This window comes from Pseudomonas sp. S3_C06, from assembly GCF_054667675.1.
The window spans coordinates 1,859,631-1,877,814 of sequence record NZ_CP162747.1 but is presented as its reverse complement, the minus strand read 5'-3'; the positions used below and the strand labels follow the sequence as shown (position 1 = coordinate 1,877,814).

General features: G+C 55.7%; 14 protein-coding genes, 2 tRNA genes and 3 rRNA genes. 11 read left to right on the top strand and 8 right to left on the bottom strand.

Features of this window, described 5'->3' with window-relative positions:
• Positions 1-3: 3 nt before the first annotated feature.
• The gene (gene msuE, locus AB4N44_RS08100) at positions 4-567 is read right to left on the bottom strand and encodes an FMN reductase (RefSeq protein ID WP_016985421.1); all 564 of its coding nucleotides are present in this window, start codon (positions 565-567) and stop codon (positions 4-6) included.
• A 389-nt stretch (positions 568-956) separates the two neighbouring features.
• On the opposite strand from msuE, the gene AB4N44_RS08095 reads away from it, so the two are divergent.
• From AB4N44_RS08095 to AB4N44_RS08080, 4 genes are all read left to right on the top strand, one after another.
• On the top strand, positions 957-1,214 hold the full coding sequence (locus AB4N44_RS08095; RefSeq protein WP_160041241.1) for a hypothetical protein: 258 nt from the start codon (positions 957-959) through the stop codon (positions 1,212-1,214).
• A gap of 101 nt (positions 1,215-1,315) precedes the next feature.
• On the top strand, positions 1,316-1,930 hold the full coding sequence (locus AB4N44_RS08090) for a LysE family translocator (protein WP_095113070.1): 615 nt from the start codon (positions 1,316-1,318) through the stop codon (positions 1,928-1,930).
• A 205-nt stretch (positions 1,931-2,135) separates the two neighbouring features.
• Positions 2,136-3,302, top strand: coding sequence for an aminotransferase class V-fold PLP-dependent enzyme (locus tag AB4N44_RS08085; RefSeq protein ID WP_460109370.1), 1,167 nt, complete (start codon positions 2,136-2,138; stop codon positions 3,300-3,302).
• 56 nt (positions 3,303-3,358) lie between these two features.
• On the top strand, positions 3,359-5,167 hold the full coding sequence (locus tag AB4N44_RS08080; protein WP_460109372.1) for an aminopeptidase P family protein: 1,809 nt from the start codon (positions 3,359-3,361) through the stop codon (positions 5,165-5,167).
• Between the two features lie 43 nt (positions 5,168-5,210).
• On the opposite strand, the gene AB4N44_RS08075 is transcribed toward AB4N44_RS08080, so the two are convergent.
• Positions 5,211-5,807, bottom strand: a complete 597-nt coding sequence (locus AB4N44_RS08075; protein ID WP_460109374.1) for a 2-hydroxychromene-2-carboxylate isomerase — start codon at positions 5,805-5,807, stop codon at positions 5,211-5,213.
• A 35-nt stretch (positions 5,808-5,842) separates the two neighbouring features.
• Positions 5,843-6,571: an SDR family oxidoreductase gene (locus AB4N44_RS08070; RefSeq protein WP_127929174.1), complete on the bottom strand. Its 729-nt coding sequence runs from the start codon at positions 6,569-6,571 to the stop codon at positions 5,843-5,845.
• Between the two features lie 91 nt (positions 6,572-6,662).
• Between AB4N44_RS08070 and AB4N44_RS08065 the strand changes: the two genes are divergently transcribed.
• A complete protein-coding gene (locus tag AB4N44_RS08065) occupies positions 6,663-7,226 on the top strand; it encodes a TetR/AcrR family transcriptional regulator (protein ID WP_150750756.1) in 564 nt (187 codons plus the stop codon).
• 1 nt (position 7,227) lies between these two features.
• Here the strand turns inward: AB4N44_RS08065 and AB4N44_RS08060 are convergent, their stop codons facing one another.
• Together AB4N44_RS08060 and rhtA are read right to left on the bottom strand one after the other, a co-directional pair.
• On the bottom strand, positions 7,228-7,509 hold the full coding sequence (locus AB4N44_RS08060) for a hypothetical protein (protein ID WP_007917561.1): 282 nt from the start codon (positions 7,507-7,509) through the stop codon (positions 7,228-7,230).
• A gap of 168 nt (positions 7,510-7,677) precedes the next feature.
• Positions 7,678-8,565, bottom strand: a complete 888-nt coding sequence (gene rhtA / locus AB4N44_RS08055; protein ID WP_127929172.1) for a threonine/homoserine exporter RhtA — start codon at positions 8,563-8,565, stop codon at positions 7,678-7,680.
• 610 nt (positions 8,566-9,175) lie between these two features.
• On the opposite strand from rhtA, the gene AB4N44_RS08050 reads away from it, so the two are divergent.
• The 6 genes from AB4N44_RS08050 to mrdA all read left to right on the top strand — a co-directional run bounded on the left by AB4N44_RS08050 (position 9,176) and on the right by mrdA (position 16,508).
• A 16S ribosomal RNA gene (locus tag AB4N44_RS08050) occupies positions 9,176-10,712 on the top strand.
• 122 nt (positions 10,713-10,834) lie between these two features.
• Positions 10,835-10,911: transfer RNA gene (locus AB4N44_RS08045), tRNA-Ile, on the top strand.
• A gap of 10 nt (positions 10,912-10,921) precedes the next feature.
• A tRNA-Ala gene (locus AB4N44_RS08040) sits at positions 10,922-10,997 on the top strand.
• A gap of 233 nt (positions 10,998-11,230) precedes the next feature.
• Positions 11,231-14,124: ribosomal RNA gene (locus tag AB4N44_RS08035) — 23S ribosomal RNA — on the top strand.
• A 153-nt stretch (positions 14,125-14,277) separates the two neighbouring features.
• A 5S ribosomal RNA gene (gene rrf, locus AB4N44_RS08030) occupies positions 14,278-14,393 on the top strand.
• Together the 16S, 23S and 5S rRNA genes with 2 tRNA genes alongside form the textbook arrangement of a ribosomal RNA operon.
• A 222-nt stretch (positions 14,394-14,615) precedes the next feature.
• Entirely contained in the window at positions 14,616-16,508 is a 1,893-nt protein-coding gene (mrdA, locus tag AB4N44_RS08025) for a penicillin-binding protein 2 (protein ID WP_150751306.1), read from the top strand.
• A 58-nt stretch (positions 16,509-16,566) separates the two neighbouring features.
• On the opposite strand, the gene AB4N44_RS08020 is transcribed toward mrdA, so the two are convergent.
• The 3 genes from AB4N44_RS08020 to AB4N44_RS08010 all read right to left on the bottom strand — a co-directional run bounded on the left by AB4N44_RS08020 (position 16,567) and on the right by AB4N44_RS08010 (position 18,144).
• Positions 16,567-17,238 (bottom strand): hypothetical protein, encoded by a 672-nt coding sequence (locus tag AB4N44_RS08020; protein ID WP_127929171.1) that lies wholly within the window; start codon positions 17,236-17,238, stop codon positions 16,567-16,569.
• Between the two features lie 84 nt (positions 17,239-17,322).
• Positions 17,323-17,529: a helix-turn-helix domain-containing protein gene (locus AB4N44_RS08015; protein WP_003226632.1), complete on the bottom strand. Its 207-nt coding sequence runs from the start codon at positions 17,527-17,529 to the stop codon at positions 17,323-17,325.
• A gap of 9 nt (positions 17,530-17,538) precedes the next feature.
• Entirely contained in the window at positions 17,539-18,144 is a 606-nt protein-coding gene (locus AB4N44_RS08010) for a hypothetical protein (RefSeq protein ID WP_460109379.1), read from the bottom strand.
• Positions 18,145-18,184: the final 40 nt, after the last annotated feature.

Sequence of the window (18,184 nt, the reverse complement as noted above, 5' to 3'; positions counted from 1 at the left end):
TCCTCAGGCGATTTTCAGCAAGGGTTTGATTTGTGTGGCGAACAGCGGCGCCGCGCGTTCGGCGGCCAAGCGGATGCGCGCCTTCAACAGTTCGCTGGTGATCTGGTAATCGGCGAAGTCGGCTTCGGTGGCGTACACGCCGATCGGCAAGGTCATGGCCTGGAAAAAGCTGAACAGCGGCCGCAACTGGTGATCGAGCACCAGCGCATGGCGTTCGCTGCCGCCGGTTGCGGCGAGCAGCACCGGTGTGTCGATCAGGGCGTTGAGGTCGATCAGGTCGAACAGATGCTTGAGCAGACCCGGGTAGGAGCCGCGATAAACCGGCGCGGCCACGATCAACAGATCGGCCTGTTCAATGGCCTGCAACTCGGCTTCAACCTCGGCACTGAGTTCCTGACGCGACAGCGCGCCGCCGAGCGGGCGAGCGATATCACCGAGTTCGATCAAATGGCTTTCGATGGTGAGGTGGCCGGCCAGTTCGGCGAGCAAGGCTTGGGTCAGCACCAGAGTACGGGACGGACGCCAGGTGCCGCCGGAGAGGGCGACGACTTTCAGGGGACGCGACATGATCAGTTCCTTTTTTCAACAGTTGCTCAGCGAGCAGTGAATGAGTCACCGAGTCTGAGCAAGCGCTGTACCAATTCCTGTAAGCCCCGGTATACAAGGCGTTGAGCGTTAGCGTGGCGGTCGCGCCTGTGAGCAGCGAGGCGCTTTGTTGAATCGGTGTTGGCTGAGCAACAGTTGCTGGAGCAACAGTGCTCAGCGCATGGATGAAGTTATAAAGGCTGTTTGTTATTCCGTAAAAGAACGTTAATCGATATTTATAGATCGTTCGGAGATATATGCCGGCCCGTGTCGATTTCCTGATAGCCACTATTGAGAGCGTTGATTTCTGCGCGAGCGTGCCCGGGCGTAGCCTTTGTCCATCGACTCCCATTGCTCGCCAGGACGCTCCCATGAATCGTTTACTGACTGTTTCCCTGTTGCTCGCTGTCTCCGTACTCGCCGGTTGTGCCGGACACGTTTCGCCGGAAATGCGCCCCTACACCGATGAGGAATCCCGCGAGTTGGCGATGGAAGCACTGAATCGCAGCGGCTTGTCCTTCGACGAATATCACGCAAAAAAAGCGCAATTGCTCGGTCAGACCCGGTTCGACAAGAAAGCTGAAATGAGTGCCGAACGTGCCGTACAGCTGCACGGTCGTCCTAGCTGAAACCAAACTGTACTGGTAGAAGTTTTACCCAACTGTCCGTGGGCTTGCCGGGCGGTGTGGGATAGGGTCAACACCTGAATGACCCTGATGGATTGCCTGCCATGACCCTCTCGCTTGACCTGCTGTTGGGCTTTGCCCTGTTTGCCCTTGTCACCTCGATTACGCCGGGGCCGAACAACACCATGTTGCTGGCATCGGGGGTGAATTTCGGCTTTAACCGCACCATCCCGCATATGCTCGGAATTACTTGTGGCTTCTTCGTTCTGGTTGTCGCGGTGGGCTTCGGCCTCGGCGCGGTGTTTCAGAACTATCCGATTCTCTATACGGTTCTGCGCTATGTCGGCGCGGCGTATCTGTTGTATCTGGCGTGGAAAATCGCTCACTCGGGACCCGTCGGTGACAGCGCCGAGGGCGAGGCAAAGCCGATCAGCTACCTTGGCGCCGCCGCGTTTCAGTGGGTCAATCCCAAGGCGTGGATCATGGCGATCGGCGCCATCAGCACTTACACGCCGATGCAGGGCTATTTCACCAATGTCGTGGTGATTGCTGCGGTGTTTGCCATCATCAACCTGCCGAGTGTCGGCGTCTGGGCCGCCTGCGGTACGTTGTTGCGCAATGTGCTGAAGGATCCGCGCTGGTTGCGCGTGTTCAACTGGGGCATGGCGGCATTGCTGGTGATTTCGCTGTACCCGTTACTTCTCGAAAGCTTTAGCTGACGCATCGCTTCAACCGCAGGCCGGATGCCTGTTAAGCTCGGCTTCAGGAGCGTTCCTACGCACTTTTAAATGAAGTTGTTCTTCTTTAACGGCATCCGATCAGGTATTGATGACGCTCTCGAACCGGCGCGCAGCTCACAAGGCTGCGCCGTACTGTTTGCAGACACGAGCCTCCTGATCCCGGAACACGCTCTGCGAGTCTTTTATGAACACACGTCCGTTGTATTTCGATTACGCCGCCACCACCCCGGTTGACGAGCGGGTCATCCAGGTGATGATCGAGTGTCTGGGGTTTCACGGTAATTTTGGTAACCCGGCTTCCAGCTCCCATGCTTACGGCCAGCAGGCCCGGCAGACGGTAGAGCAAGCCCGTCGGCAGGTTGCCGAGCTGGTCGGCGCCCGAGCTGAACAGATTGTCTGGACCTCCGGTGCCACCGAGTCCAATAACCTCGCCCTCAAAGGCGTGGCGCAGGCGCGCGGGGTTTCCGGCGGCCATATCATCACCAGCCAGATTGAACACAAAGCCATCCTCGATACCGCCCGCCAATTGCAGGACGCCGGCATCGCCGTGACCTATCTGGTGCCGGACGCCGATGGCCTGATCACGCCGCAAGCGGTCAGTGAAGCCATGCGTGAGGACACCTTTCTGGTGTCGCTGATGCTGGTCAACAACGAGTTGGGCACGGTCAACGATGTTCAAGCGATTGGCGAAGTGGTGCGCAGTCGTGAAGCGTTGTTCCACGTCGATGCGGCACAGGGGGCCGGTAAAGTGGCCATCGATCTGGCGCAATGGCCGGTGGATCTGATGTCGTTTTCGGCGCACAAACTTTACGGCCCGAAAGGCATCGGCGCGTTGTATGTCGGCCCACGAGCGCAGCAGCGGTTGCAGGCGCAGATTCACGGCGGTGGTCATGAAGGTGGTTTGCGCTCCGGAACCTTGGCGACGCACCAGATTGCCGGCATGGGCGCGGCGTTTGCCTTGGCCGCCGAGAACTTCGAGGCCGAGAAAAAAACCATCGTCGCACTGCGCGAACGCCTGCTCGAACAATTGCTCAGCCTGCCGGGCGTTAGCCTGAACGGCTGCGCCACTCAGCGCATTCCGCACACCTTGAGCCTGACCTTCAGCGAAGGCGAATTCAACAGCGCGGCGTTGAGTCATTCGATCGCCTTTTCCGCGACTTCGGCGTGCAACTCCGCCAGTAACACGCCATCGCACGTGCTGTTGGCGCTGGGTCATGACGCACATCTGGCCGGTCGCACCATTCGCCTGAGCCTCGGCCGCTTCACCACCGCCGAAGATATCGACAAGGCTGTTCAACTGATCAAGACCGCCTGCGCCAGTGCTCCGGCATTCTGGGCGACAGGGCTTTAAACGAGCCGACCTCACGGCTACGAACAATAACGATGAAGTGATTAGCAGGAGACATGATGAGTACCCAGACCTCGACCGAAGGATCGGTGCCCCAGCGCCTGGCGCACACCCGCGAACTGATGCGCCGCGAAGGCATTCACGCACTGCTGGTGCCGTCCGCCGACCCGCATTTGTCGGAATATCTGCCGGGTTACTGGCAGGGTCGGCAGTGGTTGTCGGGCTTCCATGGTTCGGTCGGGACGTTGATCATCACCGCTGATTTTGCTGGCGTCTGGGCCGACAGCCGTTATTGGGAGCAGGCGACTAAAGAACTCAAGGGCAGCGGCATCGAACTGGTCAAACTGCAACCGGGTCAGCCGAGCCCGCTGGACTGGCTTGCCGAACAGACACCTGAAGGAGGTGTAGTTGCGGTCGACGGTGCGGTGATGGCCGTGGCCTCGGCGCGTACCCTGAGCAGCAAGCTCGAAGCACGCGGTGCGCGCCTGCGCACCGACATCGATCTGTTGCAGGAAGTCTGGAGCGATCGCCCGAGCCTGCCGAATGCACCGATTTATCAGCATCTGCCACCTCAAGCGACGGTCAGCCGTGGCGAGAAACTCGCCAAACTGCGCGAAACCTTGCAAGAGCGCGGGGCGGACTGGCATTTCATAGCCACTCTCGACGACATTGCCTGGCTGTTCAACCTGCGTGGCGGCGATGTGTCGTTCAACCCGGTGTTTGTTTCGTTTGCGTTGATCGGTCAGCAGCAGGCGACGTTGTTCGTAGCGCTGAGCAAGGTCGACGCAGATTTGCGCGCGGTGCTGGAGACGGATGGTGTAACGCTGCGTGATTACACAGAAGTCGCTGATGCCCTGCGTGCCGTGCCGAGTGGCGCGAGCCTGTTGGTTGACCCGGCGCGAGTGACCAGCGGCTTGCTGGATAACCTCGACAGCGGCGTGAAGCTGGTCGAAGGCTTGAACCCGACCACGTTGGCCAAGTCGCAGAAAAGTGAAGCCGATGCTCAGCACATCCGCCAAGCGATGGAACAGGACGGCGCGGCGCTGTGCGAGTTTTTCGCCTGGCTGGAATCGGCCTGGGGCCGCGAACGCATCACCGAACTGACCATCGACGAGAAGCTCACCGCTGCCCGCGAACGTCGTCCGGATTATGTATCGCTGAGTTTCAACACCATCGCCGCGTTCAACGCCAACGGCGCCATGCCGCATTACCACGCCACCGAAGAAGAGCATGCGGCGATCGAGGGTGACGGCTTGCTGCTGATCGACTCGGGTGGACAATACCTCGGCGGCACCACGGACATCACGCGGATGGTGCCGGTCGGTACGCCGACTGAAGAGCAGAAGCGCGATTGCACGCGCGTGTTGAAGGGCGTGATTGCGCTGTCGCGTGCACAGTTCCCGAAAGGCATTCTCTCGCCGCTGCTCGATGCCATTGCCCGTGCGCCGATCTGGGCCGACAGCGTGGATTACGGTCACGGTACGGGTCACGGCGTTGGCTATTTCCTCAACGTCCATGAAGGCCCGCAAGTGATTGCCTATCAGGCAGCGCCGGCACCGCAGACGGCCATGCAGCCGGGAATGATCACCTCGATCGAGCCGGGCACTTACCGTCCGGGTCGTTGGGGCGTGCGTATCGAAAACCTGGCGATGAACCGCGAGGCGGGCAGCAGCGAATTCGGTGAATTCCTCAAGTTTGAAACCTTGACGCTGTGCCCGATCGACACACGTTGCCTGCTGCCGGCGCTGCTGTCGGAGGAAGAGAAACAGTGGTTCAACGCCTACCACGCGCAAGTGCGTGAGCGCTTGAGTCCGTTGCTTGAGGGTGCCGCGCTGGAATGGCTTAACACCCGCACTGCCGCCATCTGATCGGTTGCAATTCAGGCGCTGTTATCAGCGCCTGAATGATCGCTTAGCCTTGGCGCAAGGCTTCCTCAACAAAGTCGAGCCGATCCTGGCCGAAGAACAGTTGATTGCCGATGAACATGCTGGGTGCCCCGAACACGCCGCGTTTAACTGCGGTCTCGGTGTTGTCCTTGAGCACGGCTTTGACGGATTCGTCACTGCTTAACGCCAGTATTTCCCGTGGATCGAAACCGTGTTTGCTCAGTACGGCGGCAACCGTTTCGGGGTCGTCGAGGCTGCGTCCGTCAACCCACAGTGCTGTGAACAGGCAATTGATAAACGCCTGAAAGCGTTCTGGCTGACGCAACTGGATGCCGGTAACCGCACGCATCAACATCAGTGTGTTGATCGGGAAGTGCGGATTGAATGTCAGCGGCACCCCGTAGCGTTTCGCGTAGCGGTCCAGATCCTCGAACATATACCGACCCTTCGCCGGAATCATCGCCGGCGATGCGTTGCCGGTTGCCTTGAAGACGCCACCGAGCAGCATCGGGATGTAGATCAGTTTACTGTTCGTTTCGGCGCAAATCTTCGGTAACTGGGTGTAGGCCAGATAGGTTGCAGGGCTGCCGAGGTCGAAATAGAACTCCACGGTTTTCGTCATTTTCGCGTCTCTGTCGTTATTGTTATGGCAGGGTCTTACCAGCGTTCGTTCCAAGGGCGCAGATCCAGCTCGAACGTCCAGGCATCCCGTGGCTGACTGTGCAGATACCAGTAGTTCTCGGCGATGTGCTCGGGATTGAGGATGCCATCCTGATCTTTCGTGGCGTACTTCTCGGGGAAACTGTTGCGAATGAAATCGGTGTCGATCGCACCATCGACCACCACATGGGCGACGTGGATGTTCATCGGCCCCAGTTCCCGCGCCATGCTTTGCGCCAGCGCGCGGATACCGTGTTTGGCACCAGCGAAAGCGGCGAACCCGGATGCGCCACGAAGTCCTGCGGTGGCACCGGTGAAAAGAATCGTGCCGCGATTGCGCGTGACCATGCGTTTGGCCACTTCACGGGCATTGAGAAAGCCTGAGAAGCAGGCCATTTCCCAGATCTTGAAATATTTGCGAGCGGTTTCTTCAAGAATGCTGCACGGCACGTTGGCGCCAATGTTGAAGACAAAGGCTTCGACCGGACCGAGGCGGGTTTCGATGTCTTCAATCAAGGCGATGACGTCTTCTTCCTTGCGCGCATCGCAGGCAAAGCCATGGGCTTCGCCGCCTTCAGCCTTGATTGCATCCACCAGTGGCTGCAATTTGTCGGCGCTGCGGCGGGTGACGCAGGCGACGAATCCTTCTTTGGCAAAACGCTTGGCAATCGCTCCGCCCGTGGCATCGCCGGCGCCGACAACCAATACGACCTTCTTGTTGTTCATGGGTGAATCCCTTTATTAAACGATCGTTAAGTGAACGAACGTTATGCTAGGATCCGGGCAACGTCAAGGCAGTCGATTCGAGGGCAAACACATGCGTTACTCCGCCAGTCACAAGCTGGAAACCCGGGAAAAACTCTTGCAGAGCAGTGCGTTGTCAGCAAAGCGATCGGGTTTTTCCACGGTGGGCGTCGATGGTTTGATGAAGGCTATCGGGTTGAGTGGGGCGGCGTTCTACAGTCACTTCTCGTCCAAAGATGCGTTGTTCACTGCTATCGTCGAGCGAGAGTTGGGTCAAAGCCTTGAGCGGTTGGGGGGAGAGGGGGCGCAGGATCGTGAACGACTGGAGCGTTGTCTCAAACACTATCTGAGCATGGCCCACGTAGAACAACCTGAGGCCGGTTGTGCGTTACCAGCGCTGGGGGCAGAAATTGCCCGATCGGATGTGCAGGTGCGCGAACAGGCCGAGCTGTGGATTTGTCGCCTCCAGGAGCGTTGGGCACAGATACTGGAGAGCGAGACCCTGGCCTGGTCGGTGCTGTCGCAATGCGTCGGAGCATTGGTGGTGGCGCGCATGTTGGCCACGCCGGACGTTCAGCAAGCGGTGCTGAAGTCCAGCCATGAAGAGATTGGCCGGCAGATTGCCGGGCAGCGCTGATCTATTTACAGATGACAATCATGCTGCGACTGGTGTAACCCGCAGGATTGAGACCGAACGGGTAATCGCCGGGTTCTTCCACGGCGTCACCGGACTTGGCGATGACCTTGTAGCCTTTCGGCAAGCAGGCATTGGCGGCACTGGCGTAGCACTTGTCCCAGGAGGACGATAGCCCTGAACAGTTGATGTGCAGCCCTTTTTTCCCGCGTTTTACCTGAGTTTCCGAAGTCGCCGCACAACCCGCAACAGCCAGTATGGCGATCAGTATCAAAATTCGTTTCATTACCGTCCTTATAGCGGCCACGAGTCTAACGCTCGGGTTTGCCTGTGTTCGCGTGCGCTCTAAGCTTTTTGAAGTCCCTGTCCGAAAAAATCCATGTCTGGCATTGGGTTACGGGTCTAAACATGGCCTAAATGTGCGCCAATTGCCAGACCTTCGTCAAAACCTCTTTCAATCAGCCGCGATTGCGGGTTTCGCAGCACTGCCCATCGTCATGGTTGCGCCGACGGACGCCAGAATAATGCACAGGATCGCCATCCATTGTGACAGCGTGAGGAATTCATGCAGAAACAACAGTCCTGATAACGCGCCGAAGGCCGGTTCGATACTCATCAATGTGCCAAAGGTGCGTGCCGGCATCCGGGTCAGGGCGACCATCTCCAGCGTGTAAGGCAGGGCGGTGGACAGAATGGCGACACCAATGGCAATCGGGATCAACGAGGGGGTCAAAAGGGCTGCACCAGCATGCACGATGCCGATAGGAGCGACGAACAACGCCGCGATCATCACCCCCAACGCTGCAGTCGTGATTCCGTTATCGGCGCCGGCCTTCTGGCCGAACAGAATATATAGCGCCCAGCAAGCACCCGCTCCCAGCGCATACCCGGCGCCCACCAGGTCGATTCCAGCACTGGTCGCGCCTGTTGGAATCAGCAACATCAAGCCGACAGCGGCCAAGGCGATCCAGAGAAAATCGATGGCACGGCGGGAGGCATAGATGGCGACGGCCAGTGGCCCGGTAAATTCGAGTGCGACGGCAATACCCAGCGGAACCGTGCGCAATGACATATAGAAGAGGAAGTTCATTCCGCCCAATGCCATCCCGTAGACGATGACCGTGCGCAGCGATTTGGCCGTGAGCGTGGCTCGCCAGGGACGCAGGATTAACAGCATGATCACGCTGGCAAAGATCAGGCGCAGTGTGGTGGTTCCCTGAGCGCCGACGATGGGAAACATGCTTTTGGCCAGTGAGGCACCGGACTGGATCGACGCCATGGCTATTAATAGCAGGCCAACCGGGAACAACATTGAGGCAAGAGAGCGTGGCTGGTCATTCATTGCGTGGCATCGTCCGAGGTAAGAACAAGGTTTTGTTTTGTTATTGGGCAATATACTGCGCATTCGTTGCGGTTACGTCTATATAGAGAAGGCTTTTTCCCAGCATCGATAGAAAACTGAAATTAACGGTTGACGGCAGATTTGAGATGTCTATAATTCGCCCCACTTCCGGCGCAGCCGAAACGGAAAACTCCTTGAGATTCAATGAGTTATGTATGTTTCGGCAGCAGGTTGCTTCAGTTCATCGAAGTCGAAAGGAAGTTGAAAAAGAGGTGTTGACAGCAGCGTGTAACGCTGTAGAATTCGCCTCCCGCTGACGAGAGATCGGAAGCGCAAGTGGTTGAAGTTGTTGAAGAATTCTTCGAAAGCTTCTGAAAATAATCACTTGACAGCAAATGAGGCTGCTGTAGAATGCGCGCCTCGGTTGAGACGAAAGATCTTAACCAACCGCTCTTTAACAACTGAATCAAGCAATTCGTGTGGGTGCTTGTGGAGTCAGACTGATAGTCAACAAGATTATCAGCATCACAAGTTACTCCGCGAGAAATCAAAGATGTAACCAACGATTGCTGAGCCAAGTTTAGGGTTTCTTAAAAACCCAAAGATGTTTGAACTGAAGAGTTTGATCATGGCTCAGATTGAACGCTGGCGGCAGGCCTAACACATGCAAGTCGAGCGGATGAGAGGAGCTTGCTCCTGGATTCAGCGGCGGACGGGTGAGTAATGCCTAGGAATCTGCCTGGTAGTGGGGGACAACGTTTCGAAAGGAACGCTAATACCGCATACGTCCTACGGGAGAAAGCAGGGGACCTTCGGGCCTTGCGCTATCAGATGAGCCTAGGTCGGATTAGCTAGTTGGTGAGGTAATGGCTCACCAAGGCGACGATCCGTAACTGGTCTGAGAGGATGATCAGTCACACTGGAACTGAGACACGGTCCAGACTCCTACGGGAGGCAGCAGTGGGGAATATTGGACAATGGGCGAAAGCCTGATCCAGCCATGCCGCGTGTGTGAAGAAGGTCTTCGGATTGTAAAGCACTTTAAGTTGGGAGGAAGGGTTGTAGATTAATACTCTGCAATTTTGACGTTACCGACAGAATAAGCACCGGCTAACTCTGTGCCAGCAGCCGCGGTAATACAGAGGGTGCAAGCGTTAATCGGAATTACTGGGCGTAAAGCGCGCGTAGGTGGTTCGTTAAGTTGGATGTGAAATCCCCGGGCTCAACCTGGGAACTGCATTCAAAACTGTCGAGCTAGAGTATGGTAGAGGGTGGTGGAATTTCCTGTGTAGCGGTGAAATGCGTAGATATAGGAAGGAACACCAGTGGCGAAGGCGACCACCTGGACTGATACTGACACTGAGGTGCGAAAGCGTGGGGAGCAAACAGGATTAGATACCCTGGTAGTCCACGCCGTAAACGATGTCAACTAGCCGTTGGGAGTCTTGAGCTCTTAGTGGCGCAGCTAACGCATTAAGTTGACCGCCTGGGGAGTACGGCCGCAAGGTTAAAACTCAAATGAATTGACGGGGGCCCGCACAAGCGGTGGAGCATGTGGTTTAATTCGAAGCAACGCGAAGAACCTTACCAGGCCTTGACATCCAATGAACTTTCCAGAGATGGATTGGTGCCTTCGGGAACATTGAGACAGGTGCTGCATGGCTGTCGTCAGCTCGTGTCGTGAGATGTTGGGTTAAGTCCCGTAACGAGCGCAACCCTTGTCCTTAGTTACCAGCACGTAATGGTGGGCACTCTAAGGAGACTGCCGGTGACAAACCGGAGGAAGGTGGGGATGACGTCAAGTCATCATGGCCCTTACGGCCTGGGCTACACACGTGCTACAATGGTCGGTACAAAGGGTTGCCAAGCCGCGAGGTGGAGCTAATCCCATAAAACCGATCGTAGTCCGGATCGCAGTCTGCAACTCGACTGCGTGAAGTCGGAATCGCTAGTAATCGTGAATCAGAATGTCACGGTGAATACGTTCCCGGGCCTTGTACACACCGCCCGTCACACCATGGGAGTGGGTTGCACCAGAAGTAGCTAGTCTAACCTTCGGGAGGACGGTTACCACGGTGTGATTCATGACTGGGGTGAAGTCGTAACAAGGTAGCCGTAGGGGAACCTGCGGCTGGATCACCTCCTTAATCGACGACATCAGCTGCTCCATAAGTTCCCACACGAATTGCTTGATTCATTGAAGAAGACGATAGAAGCAGCTTTAAGCTCCAAGCTGATAGCTCCAAGCTACAGTTACGCGCTCGAAATTGGGTCTGTAGCTCAGTTGGTTAGAGCGCACCCCTGATAAGGGTGAGGTCGGCAGTTCGAATCTGCCCAGACCCACCAATTTTGTTATGGGGCCATAGCTCAGCTGGGAGAGCGCCTGCCTTGCACGCAGGAGGTCAACGGTTCGATCCCGTTTGGCTCCACCATATAACTGCTTCTGAAAGCTTAGAAATGAGTATTCCATTGAGAATATTGATTTCTAGTCTTTGACTAGTTCGTTCTTTAAAAATTTGGGTATGTGATAGAAAGATAGACTGAACGTTACTTTCACTGGTAACGGATCAGGCTAAGGTAAAATTTGTGAGTTCTCTTAATTGAGAAATTCGAATTTTCGGCGAATGTCGTCTTCACAGTATAACCAGATTGCTTGGGGTTATATGGTCAAGTGAAGAAGCGCATACGGTGGATGCCTTGGCAGTCAGAGGCGATGAAAGACGTGGTAGCCTGCGAAAAGCTTCGGGGAGTCGGCAAACAGACTTTGATCCGGAGATGTCTGAATGGGGGAACCCAGCCATCATAAGATGGTTATCTTGTACTGAATACATAGGTGCAAGAGGCGAACCAGGGGAACTGAAACATCTAAGTACCCTGAGGAAAAGAAATCAACCGAGATTCCCTTAGTAGTGGCGAGCGAACGGGGACTAGCCCTTAAGTGGCTTTGAGATTAGCGGAACGCTCTGGAAAGTGCGGCCATAGTGGGTGATAGCCCTGTACGCGAAAATCTCTTAGTCATGAAATCGAGTAGGACGGAGCACGAGAAACTTTGTCTGAATATGGGGGGACCATCCTCCAAGGCTAAATACTACTGACTGACCGATAGTGAACTAGTACCGTGAGGGAAAGGCGAAAAGAACCCCGGAGAGGGGAGTGAAATAGATCCTGAAACCGTATGCGTACAAGCAGTGGGAGCAGACTTTGTTCTGTGACTGCGTACCTTTTGTATAATGGGTCAGCGACTTATTTTCAGTGGCGAGCTTAACCGAATAGGGGAGGCGTAGCGAAAGCGAGTCTTAATAGGGCGCCTAGTCGCTGGGAATAGACCCGAAACCGGGCGATCTATCCATGGGCAGGTTGAAGGTTGGGTAACACTAACTGGAGGACCGAACCGACTACCGTTGAAAAGTTAGCGGATGACCTGTGGATCGGAGTGAAAGGCTAATCAAGCTCGGAGATAGCTGGTTCTCCTCGAAAGCTATTTAGGTAGCGCCTCATGTATCACTGTAGGGGGTAGAGCACTGTTTCGGCTAGGGGGTCATCCCGACTTACCAAACCGATGCAAACTCCGAATACCTACAAGTGCCGAGCATGGGAGACACACGGCGGGTGCTAACGTCCGTCGTGAAAAGGGAAACAACCCAGACCGTCAGCTAAGGTCCCAAAGTTATGGTTAAGTGGGAAACGATGTGGGAAGGCTTAGACAGCTAGGAGGTTGGCTTAGAAGCAGCCACCCTTTAAAGAAAGCGTAATAGCTCACTAGTCGAGTCGGCCTGCGCGGAAGATGTAACGGGGCTCAAACCATACACCGAAGCTACGGGTATCACCTTCGGGTGATGCGGTAGAGGAGCGTTCTGTAAGCCTGTGAAGGTGAGTTGAGAAGCTTGCTGGAGGTATCAGAAGTGCGAATGCTGACATGAGTAACGACAATGGGTGTGAAAAACACCCACGCCGAAAGACCAAGGTTTCCTGCGCAACGTTAATCGACGCAGGGTTAGTCGGTCCCTAAGGCGAGGCTGAAAAGCGTAGTCGATGGAAAACAGTTTAATATTCCTGTACTTCTGGTTATTGCGATGGAGGGACGGAGAAGGCTAGGCCAGCTTGGCGTTGGTTGTCCAAGTTTAAGGTGGTAGGCTGAGATCTTAGGTAAATCCGGGATCTTAAGGCCGAGAGCTGATGACGAGTGTTCTTTTAGAACACGAAGTGGTTGATGCCATGCTTCCAAGAAAAGCTTCTAAGCTTCAGGTAACCAGGAACCGTACCCCAAACCGACACAGGTGGTTGGGTAGAGAATACCAAGGCGCTTGAGAGAACTCGGGTGAAGGAACTAGGCAAAATGGCACCGTAACTTCGGGAGAAGGTGCGCCGGTGAGGGTGAAGGACTTGCTCCGTAAGCTCATGCCGGTCGAAGATACCAGGCCGCTGCGACTGTTTATTAAAAACACAGCACTCTGCAAACACGAAAGTGGACGTATAGGGTGTGACGCCTGCCCGGTGCCGGAAGGTTAATTGATGGGGTTAGCTAACGCGAAGCTCTTGATCGAAGCCCCGGTAAACGGCGGCCGTAACTATAACGGTCCTAAGGTAGCGAAATTCCTTGTCGGGTAAGTTCCGACCTGCACGAATGGCGTAACGATGGCGGCGCTGTCTCCACCCGAGACTCAGTGAAATTGAAATCGCTGTGAAGATGCAGTGTATCCGCGGCTAGACGGAAAGACCCCGTGAACCTTTACTATAGCTTTGCACTGGACTTTGAATTTGCTTGTGTAGGATAGGTGGGAGGCTTTGAAGCGTGGACGCCAGTTCGCGTGGAGCCATCCTTGAAATACCACCCTGGCAACTTTGAGGTTCTAACTCAGGTCCGTTATCCGGATCGAGGACAGTGTATGGTGGGTAGTTTGACTGGGGCGGTCTCCTCCTAAAGAGTAACGGAGGAGTACGAAGGTGCGCTCAGACCGGTCGGAAATCGGTCGTAGAGTATAAAGGCAAAAGCGCGCTTGACTGCGAGACAGACACGTCGAGCAGGTACGAAAGTAGGTCTTAGTGATCCGGTGGTTCTGTATGGAAGGGCCATCGCTCAACGGATAAAAGGTACTCCGGGGATAACAGGCTGATACCGCCCAAGAGTTCATATCGACGGCGGTGTTTGGCACCTCGATGTCGGCTCATCACATCCTGGGGCTGAAGCCGGTCCCAAGGGTATGGCTGTTCGCCATTTAAAGTGGTACGCGAGCTGGGTTTAGAACGTCGTGAGACAGTTCGGTCCCTATCTGCCGTGGACGTTTGAGATTTGAGAGGGGCTGCTCCTAGTACGAGAGGACCGGAGTGGACGAACCTCTGGTGTTCCGGTTGTCACGCCAGTGGCATTGCCGGGTAGCTATGTTCGGGAAAGATAACCGCTGAAAGCATCTAAGCGGGAAACTTGCCTCAAGATGAGATCTCACTGGAACCTTGAGTTCCCTGAAGGGCCGTCGAAGACTACGACGTTGATAGGTTGGGTGTGTAAGCGCTGTGAGGCGTTGAGCTAACCAATACTAATTGCCCGTGAGGCTTGACCATATAACACCCAAGCAATTTGTGTCGAAAGGCCAAGTTGCGGTGTGTGAAGACGAAACGAACCGAAAGTTCGAATCTCACAAAAAACACCGAAAGCTGTCACATACCCAATTTGCTGAAGCGAGGCCACAAGGCCACGACTCAGTACCCGAATTTCTTGACGACCATAGAGCGTTGGAACCACCTGATCCCATCCCGAACTCAGCAGTGAAACGATGCATCGCCGATGGTAGTGTGGGGTTTCCCCATGTGAGAGTAGGTCATCGTCAAGATTAAATTCCGAAACCCCAATTGCGAAAGCAGTTGGGGTTTTGTTTTGCCCGCAGGAAAGTGTTCGCGGGACAACGCTGTCCCAACCGTCGCAAGAAATCGCCATTGGGGAAATTCCTTCTGAAGTGACCGGGCAGTTTTTGGTATGGTGCAGCTCGTTTTTTAACGGACTGATGTCATGCCCACGGATCGGCACTCATTTATGTTAAAGAGTTGCTGTAGAAATGCCTGAACCCATCCCGATCAAGGATCACGAAAAAGAGACGCGTCTGGTCAACAAACGGTTGATCGCCTGCGCCATGTTCGTCTTCGCCGTCAGCTGCGCCCTGGTCGTGCGCCTGTACATCCTGCAAGTGGTGGAGTTCGACTACCACTCGACCATCTCCGAAAACAACCGCGTCCACGTCTTGCCGATCCCGCCGACACGCGGCTTGATCTACGACCGCAATGGCGTGCTGCTCGCCGATAACCGCCCCAGTTTCAACCTGACCATCACCCGCGAACGCGCCACCGACGTCAATCAAGAACTGGACGAAGTCATCAACCTTCTGCACCTGCCAGCAGAAGATCACACCGTCTTCGACAAGGCCATGAAGCAGTCCCGCCACCCATTCACGCCGGTGACGCTGTTCTATGAACTGACGGAAGAGCAAATCGCCGTACTGGCCGTAAACGAGTTCCGTCTCCCGGGCCTCGATGTCGAGCCGCAGTTCGTCCGCCATTACCCACTCGGCGCACATTTCGCCCACTCGATCGGCTACGTCGGCCGGATCAACGAGAAAGAATCCAAGAGCCTAGACTCGGTCGAGTACCGTGGTACCCAATCCATCGGTAAAACCGGTATCGAGCGTTTCTATGAAGCGCAGTTACACGGCCACGTCGGTTACGAAGAAGTGGAAACCAACGCTCAAGGTCGCGTACTCCGTGTTTTGAAACACACAGACCCGGTCCCCGGCCAGAACATCGTCCTGAGCCTCGACATCAAGCTGCAAGAGGCGGCCGAAGCCGCTCTGGGTGATCGTCGTGGTTCAGTGGTCGCGCTCGATCCTTCGACCGGTGAAGTGTTGGCCATGGTCAGCAATCCGAGTTTTGATCCGAATCTGTTCGTCACTGGCATCAGCTCCAAAGAATATTCGGCACTGCGAGACTCGATCGACCGTCCGCTGTTCAACCGCGTACTGCGCGGGCTCTACGCGCCAGGTTCGACGATCAAGCCAGAAGTGGCAATTGCCGGCCTCGACGCCGGTGTCGTGACGCCGCAGACCCGCGTTTTCGACCCCGGTTATTACCAACTCCCGGACTTCGATCACAAGTACCGCAACTGGAACCACAGCGGTGACGGCTGGGTGGACATGGACGCGGCGATCATGCGTTCCAACGACACCTACTTCTACGATCTGGCCCATAAGCTCGGCATCGATCGACTGCACGATTACATGGCCATGTTCGGCCTCGGCGAGAAAGTCTCGCTGGACATGTTTGAAGAGTCGCCCGGTCTGATGCCATCGCAAGCGTGGAAGCGCGCAACGCGCCGCCAGGCCTGGTTCCCGGGCGAAACGGTCATCCTCGGCATTGGTCAGGGCTATATGCAGGTCACGCCGTTGCAACTGGCTCAAGCCACGGCGTTGATCGCCAACAAAGGCGTATGGAATCGTCCGCACCTGGCCAAGACCGTCGACGGTGTCGCTCCGGTTGACGAGCATCCGATGCCGAACATTCTGCTCAAGGATCCGCGTGACTGGGAGCAGGTCAACCACGGCATGCAGATGGTGATGCACGATGCCCGAGGCATCGCCCGCGCGGCAGCGGCCGGTGCGCAATATCGCATCGCTGGCAAGAGTGGTACGGCGCAAGTGGTGGCGATCAAGCAGGGCGAACGCTACAACCGTGAGAAAACCCTCGAACGGCACCGCGATAACGCCTTGTTTGTCGGTTTCGCCCCGGCCGAGCATCCGAAGATCGCGATTTCGGTGATGATCGAAAACGGTGAGGCCGGTGGTCGTGTCGCCGGTCCCGTGGTGCGGCAGATCATGGACGCCTGGCTGCTTGATCAGGACGGCCATCTCAAGCCGCAATATGCGGCGCCGACCAAGGCGCCGGGTGACCCGCACGTTTAATGGTTCACAGCCTCGGCTCATGCTGCTTGAGCCGAGGCTGTGAGTTGTCCTGCAAAGCCTATTTGCAGCTGTAACCCTCGGGCATCGTGACGCTGTAGTTACGCTGTACGCGCTCCTCAAAGCTCAGGTTCTGCAAACCTTGCTCCACCAGAAACGCTTCGACCTTGGCGGACTGGCAGTCATCGTTATAGGACGAGGCCCGAAGCAGGTAGACCGTGCGTTTGCTGGCTTCATCCCGGGCCGTGGCATTGAATGTACTGAGCGTGGTGTAACCTGTTCGCTCCGAGGTACCTATCGGGCCGTAGGTCGTGTTGGGTGTACTGGTGCAGGTCAGTCGGTCGTCCTTTTTCTTGCTGTTCTTGCACACGGTAGAGGTGCTGGTCGGCACGTGCCCATACTCGGTGGCGGTATAACGATAAGTCACCTGTCGACTGCCAATATCGAGGCTGACCGTCATGTTTATCGGCGCATGGTTCTTTGGCAGGCTGGCGTCGGTGTAGACCTCCCGGTAGCCCCGGTCTTTCAGCGCGTTAACCATGTCGCGAAGATAGTAGCGGGCATTCAGAGAGTTTTCGTCGCTGCCGCCTGCTGATGTCACAAGCACAGTTGCCTTTCGATCAAATTGATAGTCCGGATCAGGTGTCGCATTTAACGCTACGTCCAATTGTGTCGCGCAGCCGCTGATCAACGCTGTCAGCAACAACAGCGCGCAAAGTAAAAACCGGGTCATGACAAAGTCGCCTTACAACCAAGGATTGAATAAAAGGTAAACGGTGGGGACTGGCGGTAATTAACTCGCGTTTATGCGCAAGGCTCAGTCTTTCTGGTATTCCAGCAGATCGCCAGGCTGGCAATCGAGTGCGGCGCAGAGTTTGTCCAGGGTGGCCATCTTCACGCCCTTGACCTTGCCATTTTTCAGTAACGACAGGTTGGCCTCGGTAATGCCCAGCAGCGCAGCTAACTCTTTCGAGCGAATTTTTTGCGTGGCCATGACAACGTCAAGGCGGACGATAATGGTCATTGTCTTGTTCTATATGTATTGACTTTGCTCATCGCTGAGTACTTTTGCGTCACGCATGATAATTGAAAACAAACAGAGCAAAACCCCTTTGATGATCTCGTAGGCCGACGAGGAAGACAGGCCAATCGAGAACTGAAAGATGCGCTCCCCAGGGGGCAGATCGATAGACAGCGTCAAACCTTGCAAGGTCTCTACCAGCGGGTAGGTTGCAGGAGAAATGATGCACAGAATCCCCACTCGCCAAAGAACCCTGATATTGCGCTCGGTCCAGGTTTCACCGCGGGACAAGCGCAGGAAAAACAGGCCTGTCAGCCAGAGCACGTAAGTCGAGAGCAGAACGGGCAGGAAATCCAAAGAGATGAGCAGCGCGGTGACCAGTGGTGAGAGCCATGTGTCGGGCGCAAGTAGTGCGCCTTCGACAAACGGGTCAAGCAATTGCGGTGAGTTTTCAGCAAAGGCGTAAAGCAGAGCCGCGAGCATTTCATCCGTTTTGAAGAACCAGATCGATGCGTTGCCACTGACCTCGGTCACCCCTAAAACCCAGACAAGAATCGCTGCCAGTAATCCGACCCAATGCATGCGCTGCAGTGCCAATCCGTTGTTACGAGTACTCATGAAAAATCCTTGCGGTGCCATTGGGAATGACTAATTCTCG